We start from the raw sequence: 24,568 nt of genomic DNA, 5'->3' as shown, positions 1-24,568 counted from the left end.
CCCGACCATGGCCCTTCCGCGGCGGCGTACCTGCCTGCCCTCGACCCAGCCGTGACGCCGATGCTCGACGCGAAAGCCCGTCTCGGCCTAACGCTGATCGCCGGTGGGGCAGTGGCCAACATCTACTACAACCAGCCGCTGCTCGGACTGATCGTGGCCGAGTTCGGCGACCGCGCCGCCCTCTGGGTGCCGACCACGGCGCTCGTGGGTTACGGGCTCGGCATCGTCGGGCTCGTGCCCCTCGGCGACGCGCTGCCGCGGCGCGCGCTGATCGTGTGGCAGTGCCTCGGCCTCGCCCTGGCGCTCCTCGCGGTGGGGCTGGCGCCCAACCTCGCGAGCCTCGCCCTCGCCCATCTCGTCGTCGGCGTGTTCGCCTGCGCCGCCCAGCAGGCGGTGCCGTTCGCGGCCGAGCTCGCGCCGGATGCGAGCCGCGGGCGGGTCGTCGGCCAGGTGATGACCGGGCTGCTCACCGGCATCCTGCTCGCCCGCACGGCGAGCGGGTTCCTGGGGGCGCATCTCGGCTGGCGGCCGGTCTTCCTGGTCGCGGCCCTGCTGGCGTTGGTCATGGCGGGCATCGCCCGGGCGACCCTGCCCCAGACGGTGCAGACCCATCCCCTGCGCTACCGCGCCCTGATGCTGTCGATCCTCGACCTCGCCCGGACCCAGCCGGTGCTGCGCACGGCGAGCCTGTCGCAGGCGCTGCTGTTTGCCGCCTTCAACGCCTTCTGGGCGACCCTGGCGCTGCTGGTGGAGGGGCCGCCCTTCGGGCTCTCGGCCGCCGGGGCGGGGCTGTTCGGGGTGATCGGCGTCTGCGGGGCCTTCGTGGCACCCCTGTCGGGCCGCTTCACCGACCGGCGGGGGGCCAAGCCCGTGGTGCTCGGCGGCAGCCTCCTGGTCGCCCTGTCCTTCGTGGTGCTCTGGGCGGGCACGTGGTCGCTCGTCGCAGTGGCGCTCGGCGTCCTGCTCATCGACATCGGCATCAACGGCGCGCTTATCGCCAACCAGACCCGGGCCTACGCCCTGGTCCCAGGGGCGCGGGGGCGGATCAACACCGTGCTGTTCACGACCCTGTTCGTGTTCGGGGCGCTCGGCGCCTATGTCGGCTCGCAGGCCTTCCTGCTGGTCGGCTGGGCGGGGGTCTGCGCGGTCGGGTTCGCCTTCTCGGCGCTGGCCGTGCTGGTGGCGGCCCGCGATCCGCATCCGCCCGGGGGGCGCTCTACTTGAGCACCCGCGACAGCCGGCACCACGCCGCCTTCCCGGCCGGCAGGCCGAAGCGGAGGCGCTCCGGGCGCTCGGCGAAGCGCCGCACCGCGATCCCCGCCGCTGCGAGCCGCCGGTAGAGGTCCGGCCCGTCGGGAAACGCCGCGGTCCGGAACAGGCGCGTGCCGCCGACGACGGTTCCGCCGCCCCGGGCGATCATCCGGTCGAGGCGGCCCGCATCCGCCGCCCGGGCCTGCGCGGCCTCGGCGCGCCACGCCGTATCCGACAGGGCGGCCGTTCCGATCGCCAGGGCCGGCCCGGACACCGCCCAGGGGCCGAGCGCCCCGGCGATCCGCTCCGCCGTCCCGGGATCGGCGACGGCGAATCCCAGGCGCAGGCCCGCGAGCCCGTAGGTCTTGCCGAAGGAGCGCAGCACCACGAGGCCCGGCGCCGCATGCGGGCACAGGCTCTCCACCGGCTCGAGATCCGCGAAGGCCTCGTCGGCCACCAGCAGGCCGCCGCGGGCGCCGAGCGCCGCGGCCAGGGCGCGGCGCGCCGCCAGCGGATGGGTCCGCCCGTCCGGATTGTTGGGATCGACGATCACAACGACCCGGGCATCGCCGACCGCTTCGGGGCCGGAGATCTCCGCCACCGCGTGCCCGGCCCGGGCCCAGGCGGCGGCATGCTCGGCATAGGTGGGCCCGAGGACCGCGACCCGGGTCGGGGCCAGGAGCCGGGGCAGGGTCTCGATCAGGATCTGGGTGCCGGGGGCGGCCACGACGTGACCGGCGCCGGGGGCGCCGTAGGAAGCGGCGGCGGCCTCCCGGAGGGCCTGGACCTCGGCGGCTTCGGGCAGCCGCGTCCAGGCGCTGGCCTCCACCGGCGGCACGGGATAGGGGACCGGGTTGATCCCCGTCGAGAGGTCGAGCCACGGTTCCGGCGCGTCGGGAAAGGCCAGCCGCAGCGCGCCGAGATCGCCGCCATGGGCGATCGGGGCGGGCTCACGCGCGAGAACGTTCCACTCCGAATGGTCCATCTGCCCGGTACGTTTGCCGACACGCTCGCCATCCTCGCCCTCGCCCTCGGGATCGAGGCGGCGGCCGGCTATCCGGACGCGCTCTACAGGGCGGTCGGCCACCCTGTCACCTGGATCGGCCGGCTGATCGCCGCCCTGGAGCGCGGCCTCAACCGCGGCGGCGCCCGGCGGCGCCGGGCCGCGGGCTGCCTCGCCCTGGCGCTCCTGCTCGCCGCGGTGGGGCTGCCGGTGCTCGGCCTCACGGCTTTGGCGGGCCTCGCCGGCCCCCTCCCCGCCTGGCTGCTCCTCGGCCTGATCTGCGCCAGCCTGCCCGCGCAGCGCAGCCTGCACGACCACGTCGCCGCGGTGGAACGGGCCCTGCGCGCCGGCGGCCTGGAGGCCGGGCGCCGCGCGGTGGCGATGATCGTCGGGCGCGACCCCGAACGGCTCGACGCGCCGGCCGTGTGCCGCGCCGCCATCGAGAGCCTGTCGGAGAACTTCTCCGACGGGATCGTCGCGCCCGCCGTCTGGATCGGCGGCCTCGGCCTCCCCGGCGGCGCGCTCTACAAGGCAATCAACACCGCCGACAGCATGATCGGCCACCGGACTCCGCGCTATGCCGCCTTCGGCTGGGCGGCGGCCCGGCTCGACGATCTGGTGAACCTGCCGGCGGCGCGACTCGCCGGCCTGCTGATCGCCGGGGCGGCCGCCCTGCGCGGCGCCGACGCCCGCGGCGCGCTCCGGGCCATGGCCCGCGACGCCAGCCGCCACCGCTCGCCGAATGCCGGTTGGCCGGAGGCGGCGATGGCCGGCGCCCTCGGCCTGCGGCTCGCGGGACCGCGGGTCTACGACGGCGCCCTCGTCCCCGACGCCCATATGGGCGACGGCCGGGCCGAGGCCACGCCGGACGACATCGCCCGGGCGCTGGCGCTGTACCGAACGGCCTGCTGGCTCCAGGGCGGTCTCGTGCTGGGGCTTCTCGGCATCGGCCTTGCCCTGACGGCCTGATCCGGACCCTCTGCGCGCGCGACTCGGCGCGAGGCGACTTGGCGCGGCAGGGGCTTTGCACCGCCCGCGCACCGGACGCATCGTGGGGACGGAACAGGGAGATGCCGATGCGCGCGGTGTTCGTGGATGCCAACGAGACCCTGGCGGCGGTGGCCCGGCGCCTCCTGCGGCCGGACGACCCGCCCTTCGCGATCCACGCGGAGCCCGCCATCGGCCCGGAGGACCTGCCGGGGATCCTGGCGGGGGCCGCGGTCGCGGTGATCGACCACACCGCCCTCCCCCTGGCCGTGGCCCGCGCCTGCACGGGGCTGAAGCACGTCGTCTTCCTCGGGACCGGCGCGCGCAGCTACATGGACCCGGAGGCGCTCCAGGCCGAGCTCGGCGTGACGGTCCACACCATCAAGGGCTACGGCGACACGGCGGTCGCCGAATGCGCCTTCGCGCTGATGTGGGCCGCCGCCCGGGGGATCGCCGCCATGGACCGGGGCATGCGTGCCGGATCCTGGCTCCGCACCGAGGGGATGCAGCTCACCGGCAAGACGGTGGGCCTCGTCGGGTTCGGCGGGATCGGGGCCGAGATGGCGCGGCTGTGCCTGGGCGTCGGCCTGCGGGTGCTCGCCTGGAACCGGACCCCGAAAACCCATCCGGGGGTCGCCTTCGTCGCGCTGGACCGGCTGCTCGCCGAGAGCGACGTGGTCTCGCTCCACCTGCTCCTCACCGACGAGACCCACGGCTTCCTCTCGGCCGCGCGCCTCGCCGCGATGAAGCCCGGCGCCATCCTGATCAACACCGCCCGGGGCGCGGTGGTCGACGAGGCCGCCCTGGTCGCGGCCCTGCGCGCCGGGCCGATCGCGCAGGCCGGGCTCGACGTGTTCGCGGTCGAGCCGCTGCCGGCCGATCACCCGCTGGCCGGCCTGCCCAACGTCACCCTCTCGGCGCATTCGGCCTTCCGGACGCCGGAGGCCAGCGACAACCTGATCGGTGCCGCCCTCGACCATTGCCGGCGGATCGCCGCCGGCTGACGCCGGTGATCCGCGCTGGGATCGAAGGATCCCAGCGGGCTTATGCCCAACTCTCTCAAGGTGTTTCCGGATGTGCCGGGACACCGACCAGACGCGCTCTTTTCCCCACGGGGGCCACGAGGTTCTCACCGCGCCTCGGGAAGGCGTGACAGGCCCCCTCTCCCGGGCGGGAGGGGGGGGGGGCGTGCCTCGTCCTGTGCCCGCGTGGCCCGGCTCGATCTGTGAATCCGCAAGCCCACACGGGAAGGCGAAACACGCCGCTCTTTCACGATGTCACAGCCGTGGATCGTGATACCCGCACCCAGCCCGGACACCTCGAAAGGGCTGGATCCCGGACCTTTCGAACCTGAGACCTTCGCTTATCGGCGCGGCCCCGCCTCGACCGGAGTCGACAACGCGCTCAGTGCTCGGTGCCCGGCATGTTGGGGCGCGGCGCGCCGCCGTGATGCTGGATCACGTTGGAGCGCTCCGGGCTGCCCTTGGCGTCGGCGACCTGCTTCCGGGCCGCGGCGGCCAGGAACCAGATGCCACCGAGCGTCCCGAAGGCGAGAATCATAAGCGGAAATCCCTGACTCATCGCGGTTTCCTCCTCGATGGCACCCCGCGGGCGCGCGGGGTCGCATCATCCTGCCGGTCGAGCCGGCTTGAGGAAGCATAACGCACCAAGCCGTCGGGTGTTCAGGCCGCCCGCGTCGCGGCCGGCACGCCCCGCCGCTCCGCGTCCCGGCGCAGGGCGGAGAGCACCACGAACATCAGGCCGGCCCCCACGGCGAGGCAGGCCGACAGGAACAGCATCGGCACGAGGTCGCTGCGGGTCTGGTCGCGGATGAACGGCACCGCGTTCTGCGCCACGAAGCCGCCGAGATTGCCCACCGAGTTGATCGCCGCGATCCCCGCCGCCGCCGAGGCGCCGCGCAGGAAGGTCCCGGGCATCGACCAGAAGACCGGCTGCGCCGAGAAGGTCCCGGCCGCCGCCACGCACAGGCAGGCGAACTTCACCGCGTCCCCCGGCAGGATGACGCTGAGCGCCAGCCCGGCCGCGCCGACCAAAGCCGGCCCGACCACGTGCCAGGTCAGGGCGTCGCCCTGCGCGCCGGTGCGGGCGGCGTGGCGCGGGACCCACCACAGGGCCACCGCCGTGGCCATCCAGGGGATGATGTTGAGGAAGCCGTTGGTCAGGTTCGAGACGCCGAAGCCCTTGACCACGGTCGGCAGCCAGTAGCCCAGGCCGTAGGCGGCCAGCGGCAGGCAGATGTAAACGCCGGCCAGCATCAGCACCCGCCGGTCGAGGAGCGCCGCGAACGGGTTGCCGTGATCGACATGGCCCCCGCCCGCGCGCTCCGCCTGGAGGGTCCGGGCGAGCCAGTCGCGCTGGGCCTGCGACAGCCAGGGCGCGGTCTCGGGCCCGTCGGGCAGAACGAGCAGGACGATCACGGCCATCAGGATCGCCGGCACTCCGGTGGCCAGGAACACCCATTGCCAGCCCGCGAGGCCGAGCACGCCGTTCAGGCCGAGGAGCGCGCCGCCGACCGCCGCGCCGACCGCGTTGGCCACCGCGCTGGCGATCATGAACCAGCCGATCATCCGGGCCCGGTGCCCCTGCGGGAACCACAGGGTGAGGGCGAACAGCACGCCCGGGAAGAAGCCGGCCTCGGCGACGCCGAGCAGGAAGCGCAGCACGTAGAACATCGCCGTGCCCCGGGTGAAGCCGAGCAGCACCGTGACGAGGCCCCAGGTGATCATGATCCGGGCGAACCAGATCCGCGCCCCGACCCGCTCCATGAACACGTTGGCCGGCACCTCGAACAGGAAGTAGCCGAGGAAGAACAGTGAGGCCCCGAGGCCGTAGGCGGTCTCGCTGAGCCCGAGGCTGCCGACCATCTCCAGCTTGGCGTAGGAGACGTTCTGCCGATCGATATAGGCGATCAGGTAGAGCAGACAGAGGAGCGGCATTAGCCGCAGGGTCACCGTGCGGACGGTGCGCGCGGCGAGATCTGCATCGGCGGGCGCTTGGATGGACATGCGGCGTTCCTTAACTCGCTGCGGCCCTTCGTCGCGAAGGCCTGCCACAGTCCTAAGCAGACTCGCGCCGGCAAGCCAACTCGCCGTCTGCTTCGGTTCTTCAGGAGGGGCAGGGTTTTGACGCGCGGCCACGGTGGGCCGGGCCGGCCTCTGCTTGCGCGCGTCTCGGAGCCGGGGCCGCGTCTACCGGGCGAGGGCCAGGAGCCGGTCGCAATCGACATGGGCCGCGATGTGCCGCGCGAGCCCGTCCAGCGCCGCCTCGACGCCCGCCTCGTAGCCCGCGCCGTCGGACGCGGCCCCGAGGCGCCCGAGCCAAGCCGCCCGCTGGGCATCCTGCGCGAACAGGCCGTGGACGTAGGTCCCGGCCACGCGCCCGTCCGCCGAGACCGCCCCGTCCAGGCGCCCGTCGGCCAGAAGCAGCAGCGGCCGGGCCGCGTCGGGGCCCGCCGTCGCGCCGATATGCATCTCGTAGCCGGAGAACGGTACGCCGTCGGGCAGGCTCGTGCCGGTGACCGCGGCGAGGCGCTTCTCGGGGGTCATCACGGTGTCGATGTCGAGGAGCCCGAGGCCCGGCACCGTGCGGGGCGCCCCCTCGATCCCGTGCGGGTCGGCGAGGGTGCGCCCAAGCATCTGGTAGCCGCCGCACAGGCCGAGCACCCGTCCGCCCCGGCGGACATGGGCGCGCAGGTCGATGTCCCAGCCCTCGGCGCGGAACCGGTCGAGATCGTCGATCGTGGTCTTGGAGCCCGGCAGCAGCACCAGGGCGGCCTCCGCGGGGATCGGCGTGCCGGGCTGGACCAGCACCACCGACACGCCGGGTTCGGCCCGCAGCGGGTCGAGATCGTCGAAATTGGCGATCCGCGGCAGGACCGGCACCGCCACCGTGACGGCCCCCGCCCCGCGCGGGCCCGAGCCCGCCAGGCCGAGCACGTCCTCGGCAGGCAGGCGGGCGGCCGCGGGGAAGTGGGGCACGAGGCCGAGTGCCGCCCAGCCGGTCCGCTCGGCGATCAGCCGCATGCCGTCGGAAAACAGGCTCGGGTCGCCGCGGAACTGGTTGACGATGAAGCCGGCGATCAGCGCGGCGTCCTCCGGCGCGATCACCGCCTTGGTGCCGACGAGGCTGGCGATCACCCCGCCCCGATCGATGTCGCCGACCAGCACCACCGGCGTGTCGGTGGCCTGGGCGAAGCCCATATTGGCGATGTCGCCCGCGCGCAGGTTCACCTCGGAGGCCGAGCCCGCGCCCTCGACCAGGACCAGATCGGCCTCCGCGGCGAGCCGGGAAAAGCTCTCCAGGACGGCCGGCATGAGCTTCGGCTTCCAGGCCTGGTAGTCGCGGGCCTTCACGGTGGCGACCATCCGGCCCTGCACCACCACCTGGGACCCGACCTCGCTCTGGGGCTTGAGCAGGACCGGGTTCATGTGGACGGAGGGCGCCACCCGGGCGGCCCGGGCCTGGAGCGCCTGCGCCCGGCCGATCTCGCCGCCATCGGCGGTGACGGCGGCGTTGTTCGACATGTTCTGCGGCTTGAACGGCCGGACCCGCAGCCCCCGGTCAGTGAAGGCGCGCGCCAGCCCCGCCACGATCAGCGACTTGCCGACATCGGAGCCGGTGCCCTGGATCATCAGGGCCCGCCGCATCGGAGCCCTTGCTGGCCTGTCGGCATCGTCACATCCTGGGCATCGTACGAATCGAGATGGCCGTGGACCTGACCTTTCCGATCGAGTTCAACGTCCCGGGCACGCCCGTCTCGCTACAGGCCAAACGCGCCCGATCCAAGGAGGCGTGGAAGGAGAAGGTCAGGGCGGCGAGCCGTGGGGTCGTTCCGGAGGGTCATTTCGCCACCGAGCGGCCGGTTGCCGTCACGCTCTACTATTTCACGGCCCTGACCCGGACGGGGGACATCGACAACATCGTCAAGCCGACGCTGGATGCGCTGATCCGGCACATCTATCTCAACGACGGGCAGGTCGAGCGCATCGTCGCCCAAAAGTTCAAGCCCGGCGACGTCCTCCCCTTCGCTGCCCCGAGCCCGATCCTCACCGAGGCCCTGCAGAGCCCGAGACCGCTCGTGTATATCAAGCTGTCCGACGATCCCTTCGAGGACCTGACATGAGCGCCACGGAACGCGAGCGGCGAGTCCTCGACCTGATCACGTCGCGCCTGAAAGCCGAGGGCTACGACGTGTTCACGCAGCCGGCGCGCGGCCTGTTGCCGGCGTTCATGCGGGATTACCAGCCCGATGCCATCGCCCTCGGGCGCCCGAGGAACATTGCCATTGAAGTCGCCCGGGATGACACCGCCGCGCGGCCGAAGGCTGCTGCGCTGAGCGAGCGGTTTGCCCAGAGTCCGGATTGGGAATTGCGCATCGTCTATGCGCCGGAGGGCAGCGACGACCGGCCGGTACCCGGCGTGACCCGGGACGAGATCCCTGCGGCCCTCGCGCGGGTCGAGACCCTGCTCGCCGCGGACCATCCTGAGGCGGCCCTGCTGCTCGGCTGGTCGGTCCTCGAAGCGATCGGCCGCCTGCTCCTGCCCGGCGCGGTATCGCGCCCGCAACCGGCCGGCCAACTCCTCGAGCGGATGGCCCTGGAGGGCGTCGTGACGCCGGACGAGGCGGACCGGCTGCGGCAGCTCGCAAACCTGCGCAACCAAATCGCCCACGGCGCCCTCCGGGTGCGCGTCCCACGCGAGGCGGTCGCGGAGCTGATGGCCATCCTGCGCACGGTCCTCGCCGAGAGCGAGGCGCCGGCCGCGTCATAGGCCCGTTCAGAACTCGATTCCCTCCTGCGCCTTCACGCCGGCCGAGAAATGGTGCTTGACGCTGCCCATCTCGGTGACGAGGTCGGCGGCCTCGATCAGGGCCGGCTTGGCGTTGCGGCCGGTGACGACCACGTGCAGGTCCGGCCGGCGGCCCGTGAGGGCGGTCAGCACCGCGTCGAGGTCGAGGTAGTCGTAGCGGAGCGCGATGTTGAGCTCGTCGAGGACGAGCAGGCGGATCGTGGGATCGGCCATCAGCCCCGCGGCGACGTCCCAGGCGTGGCGGCAGGCGGCGATGTCCCGGGCCTTGTCCTGGGTCTCCCAGGTGAACCCCTCCCCGAGGGTATGCCAGGCGACCCGGTCGCCGAAGGCCGCCACCGCGTGGCGCTCGCCGGTGTCCCAGCCGCCCTTGATGAACTGCACCATGCCGACCCGCCAGCCGCGGCCGAGCGCCCGCAGCATCAGCCCGAGGGCGGCGGTGCTCTTGCCCTTGCCGGGGCCGGTATGGACCAGCAGCAGGCCCTTCTCGACGGTCTTGGCCGCCACCTCGGCGTCCTGGACGGCCTTGCGCTTCTCCATCTTGGCGCGGTGGCGGGTCGCGTCGTCGCTCATGCGGGGGCTCCTGGCTTCACGATGAGGGGCAGCCCGGCGACGGTGAACACGACCCGGTCGGCCCGGGCGGCGAGCCGCTGGTGCAGGCGCCCGGCCTCGTCGCGGAAGCGGCGGGCCAGGGCGTTGTCGGGCACGATCCCGAGCCCGACCTCGTTGCCGACCAGCACCAGCGGTCCCGGCGCGCCGGCGCAGGCGGCGAGCAGCCGCTCCACGGCCTCCGCCACGTCGGCCTCGGCCAGGATCAGGTTGGTGAGCCAGAGCGTGAGGCAGTCGACCAGGACGGGCCCCGCGGCCCCGGCCACCGCCTCCGGCAGGGCCAGGGGCACGTCGCGGGTGCGCCACGCCGCGGCGCGGCGCGCGCGGTGCTGGGCGATGCGCGCGACCATCTCGTCGTCGAAGGCCTGGGCGGTGGCGAGGTAGAGCCACGGGCCGGGACAGGCCTCGATCAGCCCCTCCGCGTAGGCGCTCTTACCGGACCGCGCCCCGCCGAGGACGAGGGTCATGCGAGGGGGAGGCTGCATGCCCCTCCATCGCCCCAAGCCGGCCTCCGGTCAAACCCGGGCGGTGTGGCGCTTCGGCGGTTGCCGGGCGCGCCGCCTCCGACTATAGAACCCCGGTCCCGCCAAAGCGCCCTTCGTCTAGCGGTCCAGGACGTCGCCCTTTCACGGCGAAAACACGGGTTCGATTCCCGTAGGGCGCGCCATCAAAATCAAGCACTTAGCTTGTATCGGCGCCTGGCATGTCCAATAAATGTCCCATATACGCACTTGGACGGCGGTAGACTTTAACGCCCGCACGGGATGCACGAGCGGCGTTCGTAAGGGGTGGAAGCAGCCCTGATCATTTCGTGGCCGCCCGGTCGGAACCATCGGTCAGCGCCAGGCTTCCTAGCTTGACCGTGGAAGGATCTGCGCCTTGCACGGCCCGTCAGATGCCACCGTTCCCGGTGGCGGTACGAGAGGAGACATTCCTTGCGCACTTCGATGATCACCGCGGCCCTGCTCGCCACGCTCGGCGCCGCAGCTCTCTCGACGTCTGCCTCGGCGGCCCCTCTCAGCCCGGCCCCGGCCGTCGCTGTCACCGGCGCCCACGACGGCATCGTCGACGTTCGCTGGCACCCGATCCGGCGCATGCGTCACATGATGCATCGGCGCGGGCACCACCGCATGTAATGACCGGACAGTCGCAGCCGGCGACCTTGTCCGAGGGCTCGGAAGCGGATGACACCGCTGCCGGGCCTTTCTTTTGTGAGCTGACGCGCATCCTCAAAGCATCGAGGCAAGCGACGGCAGATCCGCCCGATCGGCCAAGGCCTCTGCTTGGCGCACTCGATCCCGTGATCGTTCGAAAGCCTCATCCCCATCGTGGTAGAGGCGTTCGGACCGGGCGAGGTCGAAGCGGGCGAGCCTGAGCATCCGGACCGCGAGGAAGGCGTAGATCAGGCGCATAGGATCTCCTTGGCCAGCCGTTCGAGGTCACCAACCGCATCATCTTGGTACTGCCGGAGCGACATGCCGATCCGGCACTTCAGTAGGATCGCCGGAAAGCTCACCATCGGTTCGTCCATGAAGGGCAACAGGACGGCATCAAGCTGACTGTCGAGTTCGTCAGTGGGCTACGGCGGCATCGCAAGCGCGCTCAAGAGCATCGCAGGCAGGCAGCAGAAGCAGGGCCAGAAGGCAGCGGGCGGCGGCGGAATGGCGCCCCCGAAGATGGATGGGCGAGCGATGACCCTGCAGCAGGCCCGGCAGCAGTTCGACGCGAGCCGGTTCTACTTGATGCTGCCGCGGGGCGGGCGGGCCGGCTGATATGCCCGGGGCGCTGGCTCCTCCTGCAGATCGTAGGTCTGGCCGTTCTGCGCGGGCATGGCCCCAAGATGGCGAGAGGCGGGGTGGTTGTCGAGATACCGTACTTGACGGCTCGTTAACCAACACTCGGCAACATCGCGGCAAAACTATCTTGAAAGCGCGCGATGATCGGCCTCTCGTTCCGCCAGGCAGCCAAGCTCTCACCTCAGCCAGATGTCGGTAGCGCAGAGCGCCTTCGGTGTGCTGACGAACAGCGGCTCCTCACAGCCCTAGAGCGGTTAGCCGCGACCCAAGATCTGACCATCGCCGATCTGCCGGATGGTCCGTTGCGGGATGCGCTCTCGCGGCTGCTCACGCGGGGACGCCGAGAGCGGCATACTAATCTGAGCGTTCTGGCGAACGTGGCTAAAGAGGCATCGGAAGCGGCTATCAACGTCGGCTGGACCACTCACGATGTCGGTCAGGTCGCCGACTCGGCCCAGACCATCGCCAGCGCGACCGAGGAAATGGTCGCCTCCATCGCCCAAGTCGCCGACACCTCTGAGGCTGCTGGCAGTTCCGCGGAGGTTGCCCGCACGGCCATGCTCGCCTGCCTGGGTGAACTACGGCAGGTCCGACAGGCGATGCAGGCCATTGACGCGCGAACCTCTCAGATCAATGAGCGCTTGGGTGTCCTACAAGGGGCGGTCGCGCAGATCGGTACCATGGCCGGCACCATCGCGAACATCTCCGGGCAGACGAATCTGCTCGCTTTAAACGCCACGATCGAAGCCGCTCGGGCAGGGCAGGCTGGTAAAGGGTTCGCAGTGGTAGCCTCCGAGGTGAAGGCGCTCTCGGCTCAGACCGCCAGGTCGACGGACGAGATCCGCACCTGGCTCGGGACGCTGCAAACCTAGATGAGCCAGATCGCGCATGCCGTGAGCGACAGCCGTGCTGCGGTGATCGCCGGTTCGGCGACTGTCGAGAAGCTCGGCGCCTGTGTCGAGGAGGCCGACAGCGGTATCCGCCAGACCAGTGACCTGAACCGTGCATTGTCCGAGACCCTTAGTCAGCAGCGGCAGGCCACACAGGAGATCGCGCAGAACGTGCAGGGCATCGCCGCGAAGGCGACCAAGACCCGCGGTGAGATCGCGAGCATCACCGCGCGTCTTGTCGCAGCGGAGGCCACGGCACTCGAGGCGCTCGACGCAGCGGATGAGACTGCTCCGGCCTATCAGCTCGTACGGCTTCCAGGCTACGTCGGCGCGTGGAAGCGGCGGCTGGCAAATATTTTGCTGGGGCAGGCTGCAGCGGATACGACCGCAGTCGCCATGCGGGGCCAGTCGACGCCCGCACTTTCCGTACAGTTGAGTGGCACGGCTGTCGAAAAGCACCCGGCGTTCACGCGGTTCGCTCGAGCGGAACAGCTGGCCCTCACCGAAGCGGCGCGGATGATAACGGCGTTGGCGAAGCGAGACTGGGATACGGGTACGCCAGCCTTCAGCGCTGCGTCCGAGGCGATGGCGGCCATGCTGACGGCAGCGGACGATCTGGCTGCTAGTCAGTGAGCTTGATGTTAGCCCACCCTCGGCCCGAATTGGGCGCACAGGGCAAGGCACAAGCTCCTATCGTCAAGAGCAGGATCCCCAGCGCTCCAGGTGCCCGTGTCAGCCGCTGATCGAGAACGGCGTTGCCTCTTGGTGTATGGCCGATCCTGCTGCATGGCGATCGTTCAAATTTTACGCGTTCTTCAGCCTCTCCCTTATCGAACGCTCCTGCAAAAAGTTCGCATTGATCCGGGTCGGAACATGCGTGCCTCTAGAACCACCGCCTTATTTCTTGCCTCGACCGTCGCGCTCGCCGCGGCTGGATCGGCTCGCGCGGATCTCTCCAGTGCCATGAGCATCGTGCTGCAGAAGAGCAGGCACTACGCGCCGACCGACCTGTTCCTGCATCGGGGTGACACCATCACACTGGTCAACGGCGACGAGAACGCTGTGCATCACGCCTTCATCGAGGCCGATCGGTTCGCGTTCGATGCCGGCGATCAGGAGCCGGGGAAGCAGGCCACGCTGACGCTTAAGGAGCCGGGCGACTTCATCATTCAGTGCGGCATCCACCCGAAGATGAAGCTCACCCTCCACGTACAGTGAGAGGCAAATACGAAGCCAAGGGAGGGTAGTCAGTTTGGGTGCGGTGACACAACCTGCAGCCGACGCAGGTCATGCGTGCAACTCTGGGTATCCTTCCGAACTCGGGCTGGATGTAACGATTTCCTGAGGGCCGCAGGTCCTAGCGGGATCGGGCACCTTTTATGGACGCGGTTGAGGATCAGCGAGATGTCGTGCTCCACAATCTCGTGAAGCACGCCGGTCCGGCGCGAGCACGGCTGCGTCTATCTCTTCCCGATGCAGCGCGCCTCGTCCACGTCGAACCCGAACTCATCGCGGGTATCGAGAAGGGTGGCGACTGCATGGCTCCACTCATCGTGCTGACGCAGTTTGCCCTGTTTCTCGGCCTTAACGAGCTTGGCCTACCGCGCCCTCAGCCCGCCGGGATGGAGTAGTCGTCCTACCAAAACGTATCCGGCCGAAACTTCAGCTGAGGCCAGCACGTACCGCTCGCCTATGAGCGAACAACACGACAAGCCCGCGACCCTGGATGCAGCGTTAGCCGTGCAGATCCATGCTGCCCGCGTACGAGGTGCCTACTCGATTGAGACCCTGGCGGCGCTCGCACAGGTCGCCCCCGAGGTGCTTGCCAGACTTGAGGATGGCTTGCCGATCACCGAGGCGGGGGCTCGTGACCGCGTCATGGGCGTGCTCGGACTGCGTCCAGATAGCCAACTCTATCCTGCCAAGCCGACTGATTTCGGCCGGCGCCCATTGGATTGAGAAGGAAGCACGCTGACCCCGTCTGCAACCGCCCAGCCTCCTCCCGCCACGCATCGCGCTCGGCCCGCATGGCCTCTACGAGGGCGTGCATGTTGCCGGCGTCGATTGGGGTCTCAACCAGCATGTCCTGGGCCGAGACCAGCTGCTCGCGCAGCTCGGCGTTCTCGGCCGCCAGAGCAAGGAGCAGGGCGGCCACGGTGTCATTCATCCCTGCTCCCGCACGCCCCGAGGCAGCGCGTTTAGCCGGGCTTAAGCTTGGCCGCAATTAGGCCGATTAGCGCGACTGCGCCGGCGAGGCCGCGCCGAGGCTCAAGGGGGAAAGCTGCGGTGCTGCTCTGCCGGCGCTCGGCTCACCGCCAATCGCTGGGTATATGTTGGCGGTGGGCGGTTAACAGATCGTGGATGTCTCAAGAGCGTTAGTAGCGCCGACAGGACTGTGTTGAGGATCACAGCGGCGTTGGTGGGCCGGTAAAGGCTGCAGATGGTCACGACGCGCTTGAGATGGCGAGCGGCTGGGTGAGTGTCGAAGCAGGATCGGATCACACCCCCTTTTATCGAAGGCTGCTTCGCATTTGCACTTGTCCGTTGGGACTTTAGGGAGCCGCGCCAAAACGAACGAAGAGACTATCAGGGTCCTGCGAGCCCATGCTCGCGCTCTGTGCCGTCGTTGAGGGGGCACGGCCAGCGACGGCTACGGCCGGCATGAAAGCGCAGGCGCTGATCAGGATGGCAAGGGCAGCAAGGGACTGAAACGTGCGCATAATCGGGCTCTCTCGGCGATGGTGGATCATGGCGCTGAGGCGTGAACGACTATCTGAAAGAGATCACGACAATTTGAGCTATCTACGTTACGAGTCGAACTTTTGACATTTGTGGGTCCGTAGATGTAAGCATTCAACTGTAAGCTGCGATGGTTATTTATTAACTAATGCGTTGATAAACTGATTTATGCAAAGGGTTGCTGACCGTTGGAGTTGTAGCACGCGCCCTGTCGCTGGGCTCAGCCTCGCGTCCCACGCTTGGACCACTCGCGTGCCATTCAGCATAGACTACCGCAGGATTTCATGGCCCTCCGCATAGGTACCCGCATCCAGTCCATAACCCTGATCGCCTTGAGCGGGATGGCAGCCCTGATCGGCTTGGCGGCCTGGGACATGTCGGGAAGCGTCACAGACGCGCGCGAACTGAAGACGCGCGATCTCGTCGAGTCAGCGCAAGGTGTACTCACATACTTTGAGGGCGAGGAGCGCGCCGGGCGAATGGATCGGTCCGCCGCTCAGAATGCGGCGATCGCGGCGGTCAAAGGCCTGCACTACGCCGGGAGTGAATATTTCTGGTTGCAGGACATGCAGCCGCGTATGATCCTGCATCCTAAGGCCGAGTTGATCGGCAAGGACATCGGCGGGATCACGGATCCGACCGGCAAGCATCTATTCGTAGAGATGGTCGAGCAGGTGAAGCGGTCAGGAGCCGGCTTCGTCCCCTACATGTGGCCCAAGCCTGGCCTGGATCAGCCTGTCGCGAAAATCTCCTACGTAAAGGGATTCGAGCCCTGGGGCTGGATCATCGGATCAGGCATCTACGCGGATGACACGGCGGCACAGATGCGCCCGACGCTGATGCGGCTGCTCGGCGGCGCCTCCATCGTTGCGGTGCTGATCGGCCTTCTGGCGACGCTCATAGGCCGGGGCGTGGTGCGGCCGGTCCGCGCCATGACGGCGTTCATGACCGGTCTCGCCGCGGGAGACCTGAGCAGAGAGGTCCCAGCCAAGGAACGTCCCGACGAGATCGGTGCGATGGCGGCCGCCGTCCAGGTGTTCAAGGACAACCTGATCCGCACGCGCGCGTTCGAAGCGGAGACCGCGCAGGCCCGCCGCGCCGCAGAGGATCAGCGCAAGGCCGGGATGCGCCAGATGGCCGACGGCTTCGAGCAGGCGGTCGGCGGTATCATCGGCATGGTGTCGTCGTCCTCGACTGAGCTGCAGGCCACCGCCCAGACCATGACCGCCACGGCGACGGAGACCGCCAGTCAATCGACGACGGTCGCGGCTGCCGCCGAGGAGGCCGCCTCCAACGTCAACACCGTGGCCGCGGCCGCCGAGGAACTGGGCTCGTCGGTGCAGGAGATCAGTCGGCAAGTCGCCGGCTCGGCCGAACTGGCGCAGCGTGCCGTGCGCGAGGCGGATCACACCGGCGCCCTGGTACAGGAACTGAGCGCCGCGGTCGCGCGCATCGGCGACGTGGTCGGGCTGATCTCGACCATCGCTGGGCAGACCAACCTGCTCGCCCTGAACGCCACGATCGAGGCGGCACGGGCTGGTGCGGCGGGTAAGGGGTTCGCCGTGGTCGCCGCCGAGGTGAAGGCGCTCGCCGAGCAGACCGCAAAGGCCACGACCGAGATTTCTGGGCAGATCGCTCAGATCCAGGCCTCGACCGGGCAGGCGGTGACGTCGATCAGCGGCATCACCGAGCGGATCCGTGAGATCAACGGGGTCGCAGCCTCAATTGCGGCGGCAGTCGAGCAACAGGGTGCGGCGACCCAGGAGATCGTCCGGAACGTCTCCCAGGCGGCGCAGGGCACCGGTGAGGTGACGCACAACATCTCCGGTGTGGCGGGTGCGGCCGAGGAGACCGGTGCGGCGGCGAGCCAGGTGCTGGGGGCGGCCTCAGAACTGTCGCGCCAGTCCGAGCACCTCGCGGCCGAGGTCGGGCGCTTCCTCGCCACCGTGCGCGCAGCGTGAGGCGACGATGAGCCCTGTGGGACCCTGTTACATCGTTCCGTTTGATGAGGTTCAGGGTCTCAGGGCAGCCCTGGCCGGCGCCATCGCCGAAGGGGTGAATCTCGGCCCCCGCGGGGCACAGATCCGCGCAAAGGGAGAGTCGCTGGAAACGATGACCGCAGCGTTGCGTCCGGAGCTTGCCGGTCTCTGCGACCAGCTCGAAGTCGATGGCATGGAACTGGATCTTGCTTAGCTCACTCGCATGGCGAAAGCCGCTCGCACCTTCGGGCTAGGCAAGGCTAATTGAGGGGTCTGACTGCATAGATATGCCTTGAGCCGGCGCCTGCGGTGTCCAGTTCCGCTCCTGCACCGACCGTCACACGACCATACGGTAACGTAGCCTTCTCAGGCACAGCTGATAAAAGACCAGCGGTGTTGCAAATTGAGTTAACGTTGACGTAGGTGGGTTAGAGTACAGCGCAGCTTCGAAATTGCCGCACACGTTATATTCTGCCAGGTTCCTACACATTGATTAACTGTTCAAGCTTAGATTGCAGACCCCGGAGCTTGGTATGCGATCTGTTTACACGTGCCTTACCCAGGCGCACGATCATGGCTTAATCCTACTCGCCGCTGGCGTTTGCGTCATCGGCGTATATGGCTCGTTTTCGGTTGCGACCCACGCGGCGCGCTCCGAAGGCCGGTCCGCCGCGCTTTGGGCTGGTGCCAGCATCGTCGCCTCAGGCTGTACCGCCTGGGCGACTCACATGATCGGGCTGCTGGCTTTCCGACCAGGCATGCCCGCGGGGTTCGATCCCTATCTCACTGCCCTATCGCTCCTGGTCGCCATCGCCGGCATCGGGATCAGCGTCGCGCTCGCGATCGGCCAACGCAGGAGAAGCCATCGTTTCCTCATCGGCCTCCTCCTCGGCGGCAGCATCGTCGCGCTGCACTACCTGGGAGAAGCTTCATACCTGATCGCCGGTACCGTCGCGTGGGATCCGCTCCTGCTGTCGGTGTCCATCCCGACGAGCCTGCTCATGTTCGGCGCGGCCATGGTCGTGACGGGGGAGCGCCGCCGCGATCTGAGACGCGCCGGGGCGCCGCTGTTGGTCGCCGCGATCGGCGTCCTCCACTTCTGCGGCATGGCGGCCATGACGCTGACCTTCGATCCTGAGCGCTCGCTCCCGCCGCGCGCTGTTCCACCTGACATCCTCGCACCGGTAGTAGCGGGCGTATCCCTCGGCCTGCTGGCGCTGGCCGTGGTCGGGCTGCGCCTCACTCTGAATGCTAGGGCTCAAGCGCGGCGCGACCAACAGCGCCTCCGCGAACTGGCGAACCTCGCAGTCGAAGGACTCGCGGTCTGCCATGGTGAGGTGATCACTACGGCCAACCGGAGCTTGGAGCGGCTGTCAGGCCTCAGCGCTGGGCAGCTGAACGGTCGTCGCCTGTCCGAGCTTCTTCCCGGCCTCGCCATCGCGGATCTTCCCCTGCGCGAGGAACGGGAGGCAGAACTGGTCGGTGCCGATGGGCAACGCGTGCCGGTGCGCGTCCTGCGCAGCGAGGTCCCGCTCGGCAACAAGCCACAGACCGTGCTCGCCATCCGCGACCAAAGGGAGCGCCTACAAACTGAGTCTAAGATGCGCACCCTGGCTTATTCAGACGCGCTGACCGGCTTGCCCAATCGTGTGCATTTCCACGACCTGCTGGCGCGCCATGCCATGGCCTACCGGACGCACGATCGGGGCTTCGCGGTCCTCATCCTCGATCTCGACCGGTTCAAATTAGTAAACGACACCCTCGGGCACGGCTTGGGCGATGCTCTGTTGCGCAAGGCGGCCCGGCGTCTCAAGGCGGCACTGGCCGAGCACGACGTGGTCGCTCGCCTCGGTGGTGACGAGTTCGCGGTGCTGCAGGTCGACGGGGCCAGCCCTGAGGCGGTGCAGGCGCTCGCCGCGCGCATTGTCGAGCTGATTGGGCGCCCTTTCCTGATCGATGGCCAATTGATCAATGTCGGGGCCTCGGTCGGCGCCGCGCTCGCACCGGTGGACGGCACCGAGCCGAGCCAGCTTCTGCGCAACGCCGACCTCGCGCTCTACAAGGCCAAGACTGACGGCAAGGGCACTTTCCGTCGGTTCGAGCCAGCGCTGGACGCGCGCATGCAGGCCCGGCGCGGCCTGGAGGCGGACCTGCGCCGGGCGATCGCCGTGCAGGAATTCGAGCTGCACTACCAGCCGCTGGTCGATGCGCGCTCTGGCCGGATTACCGCCGCCGAAGCCCTGGTGCGGTGGCGCCATCCCGAGCGAGGCCTCGTCTCGCCCGCCGACTTCATTCCGCTCGCCGAGGAGACCGGTCTCATCGGACCGCTCGGACAATGGGTCCTGCGCACGGCCTGCACGCAGGCAACCCTCTGGCCCTCGCACATTCGGGTCGCCGTCAACCTCTCGCCCGCGCAGTTCCGGGACCTGCGCCTCTCCGAGACCGTGCGGGCAGCGCTCGCCGCCTCCGGCCTCGCCGCGGACCGGCTCGAACTGGAGATCACCGAGGGCGTCCTGCTGGCCGACGAGGAGCGCACACTGGCCACCCTGAACCGCCTGCGGGCGGCGGGGGTCAGCATTTCGATGGATGATTTCGGGACGGGGTACTCCTCGCTCAGCTATCTCCGCCGGTTCCCGTTCGACAAAATCAAGGTCGACCAGTCCTTCGTGCGCCAGCTCCCGGGCGACCCCGAGAGCGCCGCGATCGTCCGGGCGATCATCACAATGGGCTCGTGCCTTGGCATGGCGATCACGGTCGAGGGGGTCGAGACCGCGGAGCAATTCGCGTTTTCAGCCGAGGCGGGCTGCGATCAAGTGCAGGGCTACCATGTCAGCCGCCCACTGCCCGCGGCGGAATTCGTGTCCTTCGTCGACACGTTCGTCAACGCGCGTGAGGCGGCATGACTCCGGCGGACCACACCGACCTGTTCCGGCTGGTCTACCGGAGCCGCTGTTCGACCGACGGAACGCCCGAGGAGGTGCGGCGGCGCATCGATCAAATTCTGACCGTGTCGCGTCGACTTAATGCCGAAGCCGGCATTACGGGCGCGCTGATGTTCACAGGATTGTTCTTCATACAAGCCCTGGAGGGGCCGGCATCGGCCGTGGAAGCAACCTTCGATCGGATTTGCTGCGACTTGCGGCACAGCAACATCGAGGTCGTCGAATGCGGACCCGTTCTGGAACTAGCCTTCGGCGAGAGGTCGATGAGCCATCTAGTGCCGACCGCAGTTGCCGAAGCCGCGCTCTACGGTTTGAAGCACGATGCCGAATTGGCTGATGCCGCAGCCGCGGCGATGAAGCTCATGGCTGCCCTGGTTCGATCTGAACCACGTTCGGATGAGCCGGCACACCACTTCGCTGTCTGAGATCATCTGTCCTCGTTGGTTCTGCGTCCGCCTTATCGAACACCCGCAGACCCTCACTGCATGGCTCGGCCGCCTCCACCACCCACGCGGATTTTCGCACGGTCTGATCGGTTGAGGTCGCCCACCGCTCGTCGGCAGCCCTTCTCCGATTCCGCCTCCATAGCCTGCCTGTGTGGATCTCCCATATCCGTGGAGCGCACGCTTTTGCACCCTATGACGCCCAACAGCGCCGGGGCCGTGTCTCGCCTCCCCGCCGGGGCCATTGCAGCCATTCCCGCGAGAAGATGCGGACTATGTTCGGATCGGACTTCCGACTTTGGTGGCGGCACTCCTGGAAAGTCAGCTGCCCGTCACCCTCGGCCATCCTCTACAGGATGACAGAGGCCCTGGCGGACAGTGACCGCGTGGAGCTGTGCGACTTCGGCACGTTTGCCACGAAGGAGCGTCGGGCCCGCGCCCGCCTGCCCTGCGAGACCAGCCGGCCCGACCGCTGCGCAATTCTGTCGCCGGAGCTCGACGCGCTCGCCGATCGGGACCGGCAGCTCCTGCCGTCGCATCGGGGCCCGGAGCGCTTCCACGTTGAGCGGGACGCGATTGTGCGAGCGCTTCGGCGGTTGGTGCGGTCTGCGTCTTCATACTTATAGTCGAAGTAGCAACCCGGCGTTGATCCCGAAAGCCCTTCTGCCCTAGGCAATAACGGCATTCCGCTTTAGACATTCATCTACAGTCAAGGATTTATTAATTTGCCTTAATTTCCATCTAGAATATGCATCTGCTTCCAAAGGCTCGCTAAGCGAGCGGTTTATTAATAACAGGTGGGAATAATCGCACTCGATCGAGTTGTGCCGAGCCGCCGATGCCGAACCTCCCCAGCGTACCTTCCGAACTGGTTTCTGACCTCATTACTTCGGATGTCCAAGGGGATCCGCAACTCGATGCCATCTGCCGAACCGCCACCGCACTCTTCGGCACGCGCTACGCCTTCGTCTCACGTCTCGATGCTGAGTGTCAGAGGATCCTCGCTCGCGAAGGATTGGAGATACTCACGACGCCGCGCTCCGTAGCCTTCTGTGCCGTCACGATCCTCGGAGTGGTGTACCAACCTCTCGTCATCCCCGACACCCACGAAGATCCGCGCTTTGCCGCCAATCCGTTCGTAATCGGCGAGCCGTTTCTGCGCTTCTATGCTGGGGTTCCGATCGTTCTTGGGGACGGTGAAGATGGTGCCACCGTCTGTATTGCCGACACAGCGCCGCGCCACGGCTTCGGGGCTGACGAGCGGCGGCAATTGCATGATCTGGCGATGCTGGTCGAGGCTATCCTGCGCGGGCGTCGTGCACAGAACGAGACGACATTGGCACTGCTGAAGGCAGAGGAAGCCAGCGCATCTCTTCGAGCCGAGATCGACCGGCGCAATCGGAGCGAGGCGCTAGCCGTACATCAGCAAACGTTGCTGGAGGAAGCGCACGAGGGCGAGCGCTTCGCCGAAGAGGCTGCAGGCTTCGGACGATGGACAATCCAGCCCGCACAGGGCACCGTCATCTGGTCGAACGGCATGGGGCAGTTGCTCGGTCGGGAGGATTTCGCCGAGCAAGTCCTAGACCTAGAGCAGCATATCGCCTGCTACCACCCAAGCGAGCAGGAGGATATCCGGAAAGCCATACCCCGAGCTGATGACAAAGCAGACGGGCCAGCGGGTGGGTTCACCCGGCGCGGTCGTATCTTGCGGCCGGATGGTGAAGTGCGGGACGTCGTAGTCCACGGGCGTACTACGCGGGATGCAACGAGCCGCGCAGTAACAGCGAGCGGTATCACCCTCGACGTGACGGACCTGATGCGTTCTGAGGACCGACTCCATGCTTCAGAAGCGCTCCTGGGGATGACGCTGGAGCATATGGATCAGGGTTTGATTATGACCGACGCGGATGATCGCGTGCGAGTCTGTAATCGTCGCGTCGCCAAGCTGCTTGGGATACCCGAGGAGCTGCTTGAGGATGGGATGCCGTTCGATCGTGTCCGCATCTATCAGCGAGATCAGGGTGAGTTCAGTCACTTACCGGATCATCTGAGGCATTGGTTGGAGCACGGTGATCCTAAGAATTGTGTCCCAGATTACGAGCGCACCCGCCCAGATGGCACGGTGCTCCAGGTTCGCACGCTCCCGCTGCCTGGAGGAGGTATGGTGCGCACCTTCACCGACATGACCGCGTACCGCGCCGCTGAAGCCGCAGAACAGGAAAGCGAGAGGCGCTTCCGCCTTCTCGCAGCAAACGCGAGCGATGTCCTCATTTTAGGCAGCCCCAAAATCCTTCGTACTTATGTTTCCGCTGCTTCACTTGAAGTTCTTGGTTACGAACCCAGGGAATTAATTGGAACAAATCCATTAGATATGATCCACCCCGACGATGTTAATGTCTTCAATGAGAATTGGTCACAACTATTAAGCGGTGATAACAGGCGACCAACTTTCTGCCTTCGGCATCTTCACAAAGGTGGTAGTTACATCTGGATCGAGACGTCTGCTAGCCTGCTATACGATGAGCATAAAACTCAGCCAAATGGCTATGTCGCCGTACTTCGCGATGTGACGGCTCGCCGAGAAGCGGAAGAGCGAATCCGCCATATGGCCCTGCACGATACGCTCACGGGTCTGCCCAATCGAGCTCTGTTCCGCGACCGCCTCGACCAAGCCATCGCGCATGCTACGCATACGCACAGCTCCTTCGCTGTGCTCGCTTGTGACCTCGACCGGTTCAAGTCGATCAACGATAGTCTCGGTCATCCGGCTGGCGACGTTCTCTTGCGCGTCGTAGCTGAGCGAATGCAGTCGGTACTGCGACCCTACGATACCGTTGCCCGCCTCGGCGGGGACGAGTTCGCGATCGTTCTCGCCTATCTCGACGAGGAGTCTACGGCGCCTTCCCTCGCCGAGCGTCTGATTGCAGCTGTGGGCGAGCCGATCTTCCTTGACGGACAAGCGGTCGAGGTCGGCGTCAGTGTCGGCATTACGGTCGCCTCAGAGAACGACGGCGATGCGGACGAGCTGTTCAAGCGCGCGGACATGGCCCTCTACGAAGCCAAGGCCGGCGGTCGCAACACCTACCGTACATTCTGCCCGGACGTCGGAGCCCGCGTTGCCACGCGTGGGCAGCTTGGGTTGGACATGAAGGAGGCGATCCGGCGCGGTGAGTTCCGCCTAATGTACCAACCGGTCGTAGACGCGGCGACCGGTAAAGTGGTCAGCCTGGAGGCGCTGATGCGCTGGTCTCATCCAGTTCGCGGTGAGATCTCGCCTGGTGAGTTCATACCGCTGGCGGAAGAGAATGGGCTGATCATACCGCTGGGCGCCTGGGCACTGCGGGAGGCCTGCCGTGAGGCGCTGAGCTGGCCTGAAGTGTTGCGGGTCGGCGTCAACGTGTCGGCCGTACAGTTCCGCAGCGGGCTTGAGGAGGCCGTGCTCTTCGCCCTGGCGAAAACGGGATTGCCCGCTCACCGACTGAAGTTGGAGGTGACCGAGAGCGTGCTGATGCAGGATGGTGATGCCGTGATTGCGTGCCTCCACCGACTGCGAGCGCTCGGAGTCATCATCGCGCTCGACGATTTCGGTACTGGTTACTCGTCGTTGGGCTACCTGCGGCGCTTCCCCTTCGACAAGATCAAGATCGACCGAACCTTCATCCGCGACATCACCGACCCGGATGCGGCGGCAATCGTGCGGGCGGTCGTCAGCATCGGCGAGCGGCTTGGCATGGGCATCGTTGCTGAAGGTGTCGAGACGGCCGAGCAGCTTGACCTTGTGCGCCGAGAGGGCTGTACGCAGGTGCAAGGTTTTCTATTCAGCCGACCGTTATCACCGCAGGACGCGCAAGCCTACGTTCTGTCTGCCCAAGCGGGCTCAGTTGCAGCCAGTTCGACACCTTCGTTGTCCACACCTAAGCGTCGGAGAAAGCCTCCCACAGCCTTGCCGCCGGCATGCCCGGCTAGATGTTTGGTCCCGGCATTTGGTGGAGCGGGTCTGACCTGAAGCGGCTGGGCTCGGCCGACCATGCCTTGCAGATGGCTTCGTAGGGCGTGAGGCCGCGCAGGGTCTTGAGGCGGCGGGCGAAGTTGTAGGCGCTGAC

Annotated in this window: 24 protein-coding genes, 1 tRNA gene and 1 pseudogene; 17 read left to right on the top strand and 9 right to left on the bottom strand. The window is 67.6% G+C overall.

Going from position 1 to position 24,568, the window contains the following annotated elements:
* The first annotated feature begins 60 nt into the window (after window positions 1-60).
* Window positions 61-1,224 carry an MFS transporter gene (locus MKK69_RS04470; protein WP_243966244.1) on the top strand — a complete coding sequence of 388 codons (1,164 nt, stop codon included), beginning with the start codon at window positions 61-63 and terminating at the stop codon, window positions 1,222-1,224.
* Here the strand turns inward: MKK69_RS04470 and cobD are convergent.
* Window positions 1,217-2,236 carry a threonine-phosphate decarboxylase CobD gene (gene cobD, locus MKK69_RS04465; protein ID WP_243966242.1) on the bottom strand — a complete coding sequence of 340 codons (1,020 nt, stop codon included), beginning with the start codon at window positions 2,234-2,236 and terminating at the stop codon, window positions 1,217-1,219. The genes MKK69_RS04470 and cobD overlap by 8 nt on opposite strands.
* Between cobD and cbiB the strand changes: the two genes are divergently transcribed.
* Window positions 2,228-3,223, top strand: a complete 996-nt coding sequence (cbiB, locus tag MKK69_RS04460) for an adenosylcobinamide-phosphate synthase CbiB (protein ID WP_243966240.1) — start codon at window positions 2,228-2,230, stop codon at window positions 3,221-3,223. The genes cobD and cbiB overlap by 9 nt on opposite strands.
* A 107-nt stretch (window positions 3,224-3,330) precedes the next feature.
* Complete coding sequence (locus MKK69_RS04455; protein WP_243966237.1) at window positions 3,331-4,245, top strand: NAD(P)-dependent oxidoreductase; 915 nt, start codon at window positions 3,331-3,333, stop codon at window positions 4,243-4,245.
* A 400-nt stretch (window positions 4,246-4,645) separates the two neighbouring features.
* On the opposite strand, the gene MKK69_RS04450 is transcribed toward MKK69_RS04455, so the two are convergent.
* From MKK69_RS04450 to MKK69_RS04440, 3 genes are all read right to left on the bottom strand, one after another.
* Entirely contained in the window at window positions 4,646-4,801 is a 156-nt protein-coding gene (locus MKK69_RS04450; RefSeq protein ID WP_243966235.1) for a hypothetical protein, read from the bottom strand.
* 122 nt (window positions 4,802-4,923) lie between these two features.
* Window positions 4,924-6,267 (bottom strand): MFS transporter, encoded by a 1,344-nt coding sequence (locus MKK69_RS04445; RefSeq protein ID WP_243966233.1) that lies wholly within the window; start codon window positions 6,265-6,267, stop codon window positions 4,924-4,926.
* Window positions 6,268-6,450: 183 nt separating this feature from the next.
* Window positions 6,451-7,908 (bottom strand): cobyric acid synthase, encoded by a 1,458-nt coding sequence (locus tag MKK69_RS04440; RefSeq protein WP_243966231.1) that lies wholly within the window; start codon window positions 7,906-7,908, stop codon window positions 6,451-6,453.
* 56 nt (window positions 7,909-7,964) lie between these two features.
* Here MKK69_RS04440 and MKK69_RS04435 point away from each other — a divergent pair, with 56 nt between their 5' ends.
* Both MKK69_RS04435 and MKK69_RS04430 read left to right on the top strand, forming a co-directional pair.
* Window positions 7,965-8,384 (top strand): RusA family crossover junction endodeoxyribonuclease, encoded by a 420-nt coding sequence (locus MKK69_RS04435; protein WP_243966229.1) that lies wholly within the window; start codon window positions 7,965-7,967, stop codon window positions 8,382-8,384.
* A complete protein-coding gene (locus tag MKK69_RS04430; RefSeq protein WP_243966222.1) occupies window positions 8,381-9,031 on the top strand; it encodes a hypothetical protein in 651 nt (216 codons plus the stop codon). The genes MKK69_RS04435 and MKK69_RS04430 overlap by 4 nt, the downstream gene beginning before the upstream one ends.
* A 6-nt stretch (window positions 9,032-9,037) precedes the next feature.
* Here MKK69_RS04430 and cobO read toward each other — a convergent pair whose 3' ends face one another.
* Window positions 9,038-9,640, bottom strand: a complete 603-nt coding sequence (gene cobO, locus MKK69_RS04425) for a cob(I)yrinic acid a,c-diamide adenosyltransferase (protein ID WP_243966218.1) — start codon at window positions 9,638-9,640, stop codon at window positions 9,038-9,040.
* The gene (cobU, locus tag MKK69_RS04420) at window positions 9,637-10,143 is read right to left on the bottom strand and encodes a bifunctional adenosylcobinamide kinase/adenosylcobinamide-phosphate guanylyltransferase (protein ID WP_243966287.1); all 507 of its coding nucleotides are present in this window, start codon (window positions 10,141-10,143) and stop codon (window positions 9,637-9,639) included. Before cobU ends, cobO begins: the two co-directional genes overlap by 4 nt.
* 124 nt (window positions 10,144-10,267) lie before the next feature.
* Here cobU and MKK69_RS04415 point away from each other — a divergent pair.
* Both MKK69_RS04415 and MKK69_RS04410 read left to right on the top strand, forming a co-directional pair.
* Window positions 10,268-10,343, top strand: a tRNA-Glu gene (locus tag MKK69_RS04415).
* 268 nt (window positions 10,344-10,611) lie between these two features.
* On the top strand, window positions 10,612-10,812 hold the full coding sequence (locus MKK69_RS04410) for a hypothetical protein (protein WP_243966216.1): 201 nt from the start codon (window positions 10,612-10,614) through the stop codon (window positions 10,810-10,812).
* A 93-nt stretch (window positions 10,813-10,905) separates the two neighbouring features.
* On the opposite strand, the gene MKK69_RS04405 is transcribed toward MKK69_RS04410, so the two are convergent.
* Complete coding sequence (locus MKK69_RS04405) at window positions 10,906-11,088, bottom strand: hypothetical protein (RefSeq protein ID WP_243966215.1); 183 nt, start codon at window positions 11,086-11,088, stop codon at window positions 10,906-10,908.
* Between the two features lie 162 nt (window positions 11,089-11,250).
* On the opposite strand from MKK69_RS04405, the gene MKK69_RS04400 reads away from it, so the two are divergent.
* The 5 genes from MKK69_RS04400 to MKK69_RS04380 all read left to right on the top strand — a co-directional run bounded on the left by MKK69_RS04400 (window position 11,251) and on the right by MKK69_RS04380 (window position 13,993).
* On the top strand, window positions 11,251-11,448 hold the full coding sequence (locus MKK69_RS04400) for a hypothetical protein (RefSeq protein ID WP_243966213.1): 198 nt from the start codon (window positions 11,251-11,253) through the stop codon (window positions 11,446-11,448).
* A 164-nt stretch (window positions 11,449-11,612) separates the two neighbouring features.
* Entirely contained in the window at window positions 11,613-12,344 is a 732-nt protein-coding gene (locus MKK69_RS30920; RefSeq protein WP_279598188.1) for a methyl-accepting chemotaxis protein, read from the top strand.
* The gene (locus MKK69_RS04390; protein WP_243966210.1) at window positions 12,345-12,995 is read left to right on the top strand and encodes a hypothetical protein; all 651 of its coding nucleotides are present in this window, start codon (window positions 12,345-12,347) and stop codon (window positions 12,993-12,995) included. It begins immediately after the preceding gene.
* 153 nt (window positions 12,996-13,148) lie between these two features.
* Window positions 13,149-13,580: a hypothetical protein gene (locus MKK69_RS04385; protein ID WP_243966208.1), complete on the top strand. Its 432-nt coding sequence runs from the start codon at window positions 13,149-13,151 to the stop codon at window positions 13,578-13,580.
* Between the two features lie 161 nt (window positions 13,581-13,741).
* A complete protein-coding gene (locus MKK69_RS04380) occupies window positions 13,742-13,993 on the top strand; it encodes a hypothetical protein (protein ID WP_243966206.1) in 252 nt (83 codons plus the stop codon).
* A gap of 245 nt (window positions 13,994-14,238) precedes the next feature.
* On the opposite strand, the gene MKK69_RS31175 is transcribed toward MKK69_RS04380, so the two are convergent.
* The gene (locus tag MKK69_RS31175; protein WP_313900825.1) at window positions 14,239-14,529 is read right to left on the bottom strand and encodes a hypothetical protein; all 291 of its coding nucleotides are present in this window, start codon (window positions 14,527-14,529) and stop codon (window positions 14,239-14,241) included.
* Window positions 14,530-15,385: 856 nt separating this feature from the next.
* Here MKK69_RS31175 and MKK69_RS04370 point away from each other — a divergent pair.
* From MKK69_RS04370 to MKK69_RS04350, 5 genes are all read left to right on the top strand, one after another.
* On the top strand, window positions 15,386-17,062 hold the full coding sequence (locus MKK69_RS04370; RefSeq protein WP_243966279.1) for a methyl-accepting chemotaxis protein: 1,677 nt from the start codon (window positions 15,386-15,388) through the stop codon (window positions 17,060-17,062).
* Between the two features lie 7 nt (window positions 17,063-17,069).
* Window positions 17,070-17,294 carry a hypothetical protein gene (locus MKK69_RS04365; protein WP_243966204.1) on the top strand — a complete coding sequence of 75 codons (225 nt, stop codon included), beginning with the start codon at window positions 17,070-17,072 and terminating at the stop codon, window positions 17,292-17,294.
* Window positions 17,295-17,613: 319 nt separating this feature from the next.
* Window positions 17,614-19,983 (top strand): EAL domain-containing protein, encoded by a 2,370-nt coding sequence (locus MKK69_RS04360; RefSeq protein WP_279598187.1) that lies wholly within the window; start codon window positions 17,614-17,616, stop codon window positions 19,981-19,983.
* Window positions 19,980-20,447, top strand: coding sequence for a BLUF domain-containing protein (locus MKK69_RS04355; protein WP_243966200.1), 468 nt, complete (start codon window positions 19,980-19,982; stop codon window positions 20,445-20,447). Before MKK69_RS04360 ends, MKK69_RS04355 begins: the two co-directional genes overlap by 4 nt.
* Before the next feature lie 856 nt (window positions 20,448-21,303).
* A complete protein-coding gene (locus MKK69_RS04350) occupies window positions 21,304-24,471 on the top strand; it encodes an EAL domain-containing protein (RefSeq protein WP_243966198.1) in 3,168 nt (1,055 codons plus the stop codon).
* Here the strand turns inward: MKK69_RS04350 and MKK69_RS04345 are convergent.
* Window positions 24,428-24,568, bottom strand: a pseudogene (locus MKK69_RS04345) (IS481 family transposase); the annotation flags it as partial. The gene MKK69_RS04350 and the pseudogene MKK69_RS04345 sit on opposite strands and share 44 nt — an antisense overlap.

The organism is Methylobacterium sp. J-026 (assembly GCF_022829585.1).
Lineage (GTDB): Bacteria > Pseudomonadota > Alphaproteobacteria > Rhizobiales > Beijerinckiaceae > Methylobacterium.
This window is presented reverse-complemented; position numbering and strand designations above follow the sequence as displayed.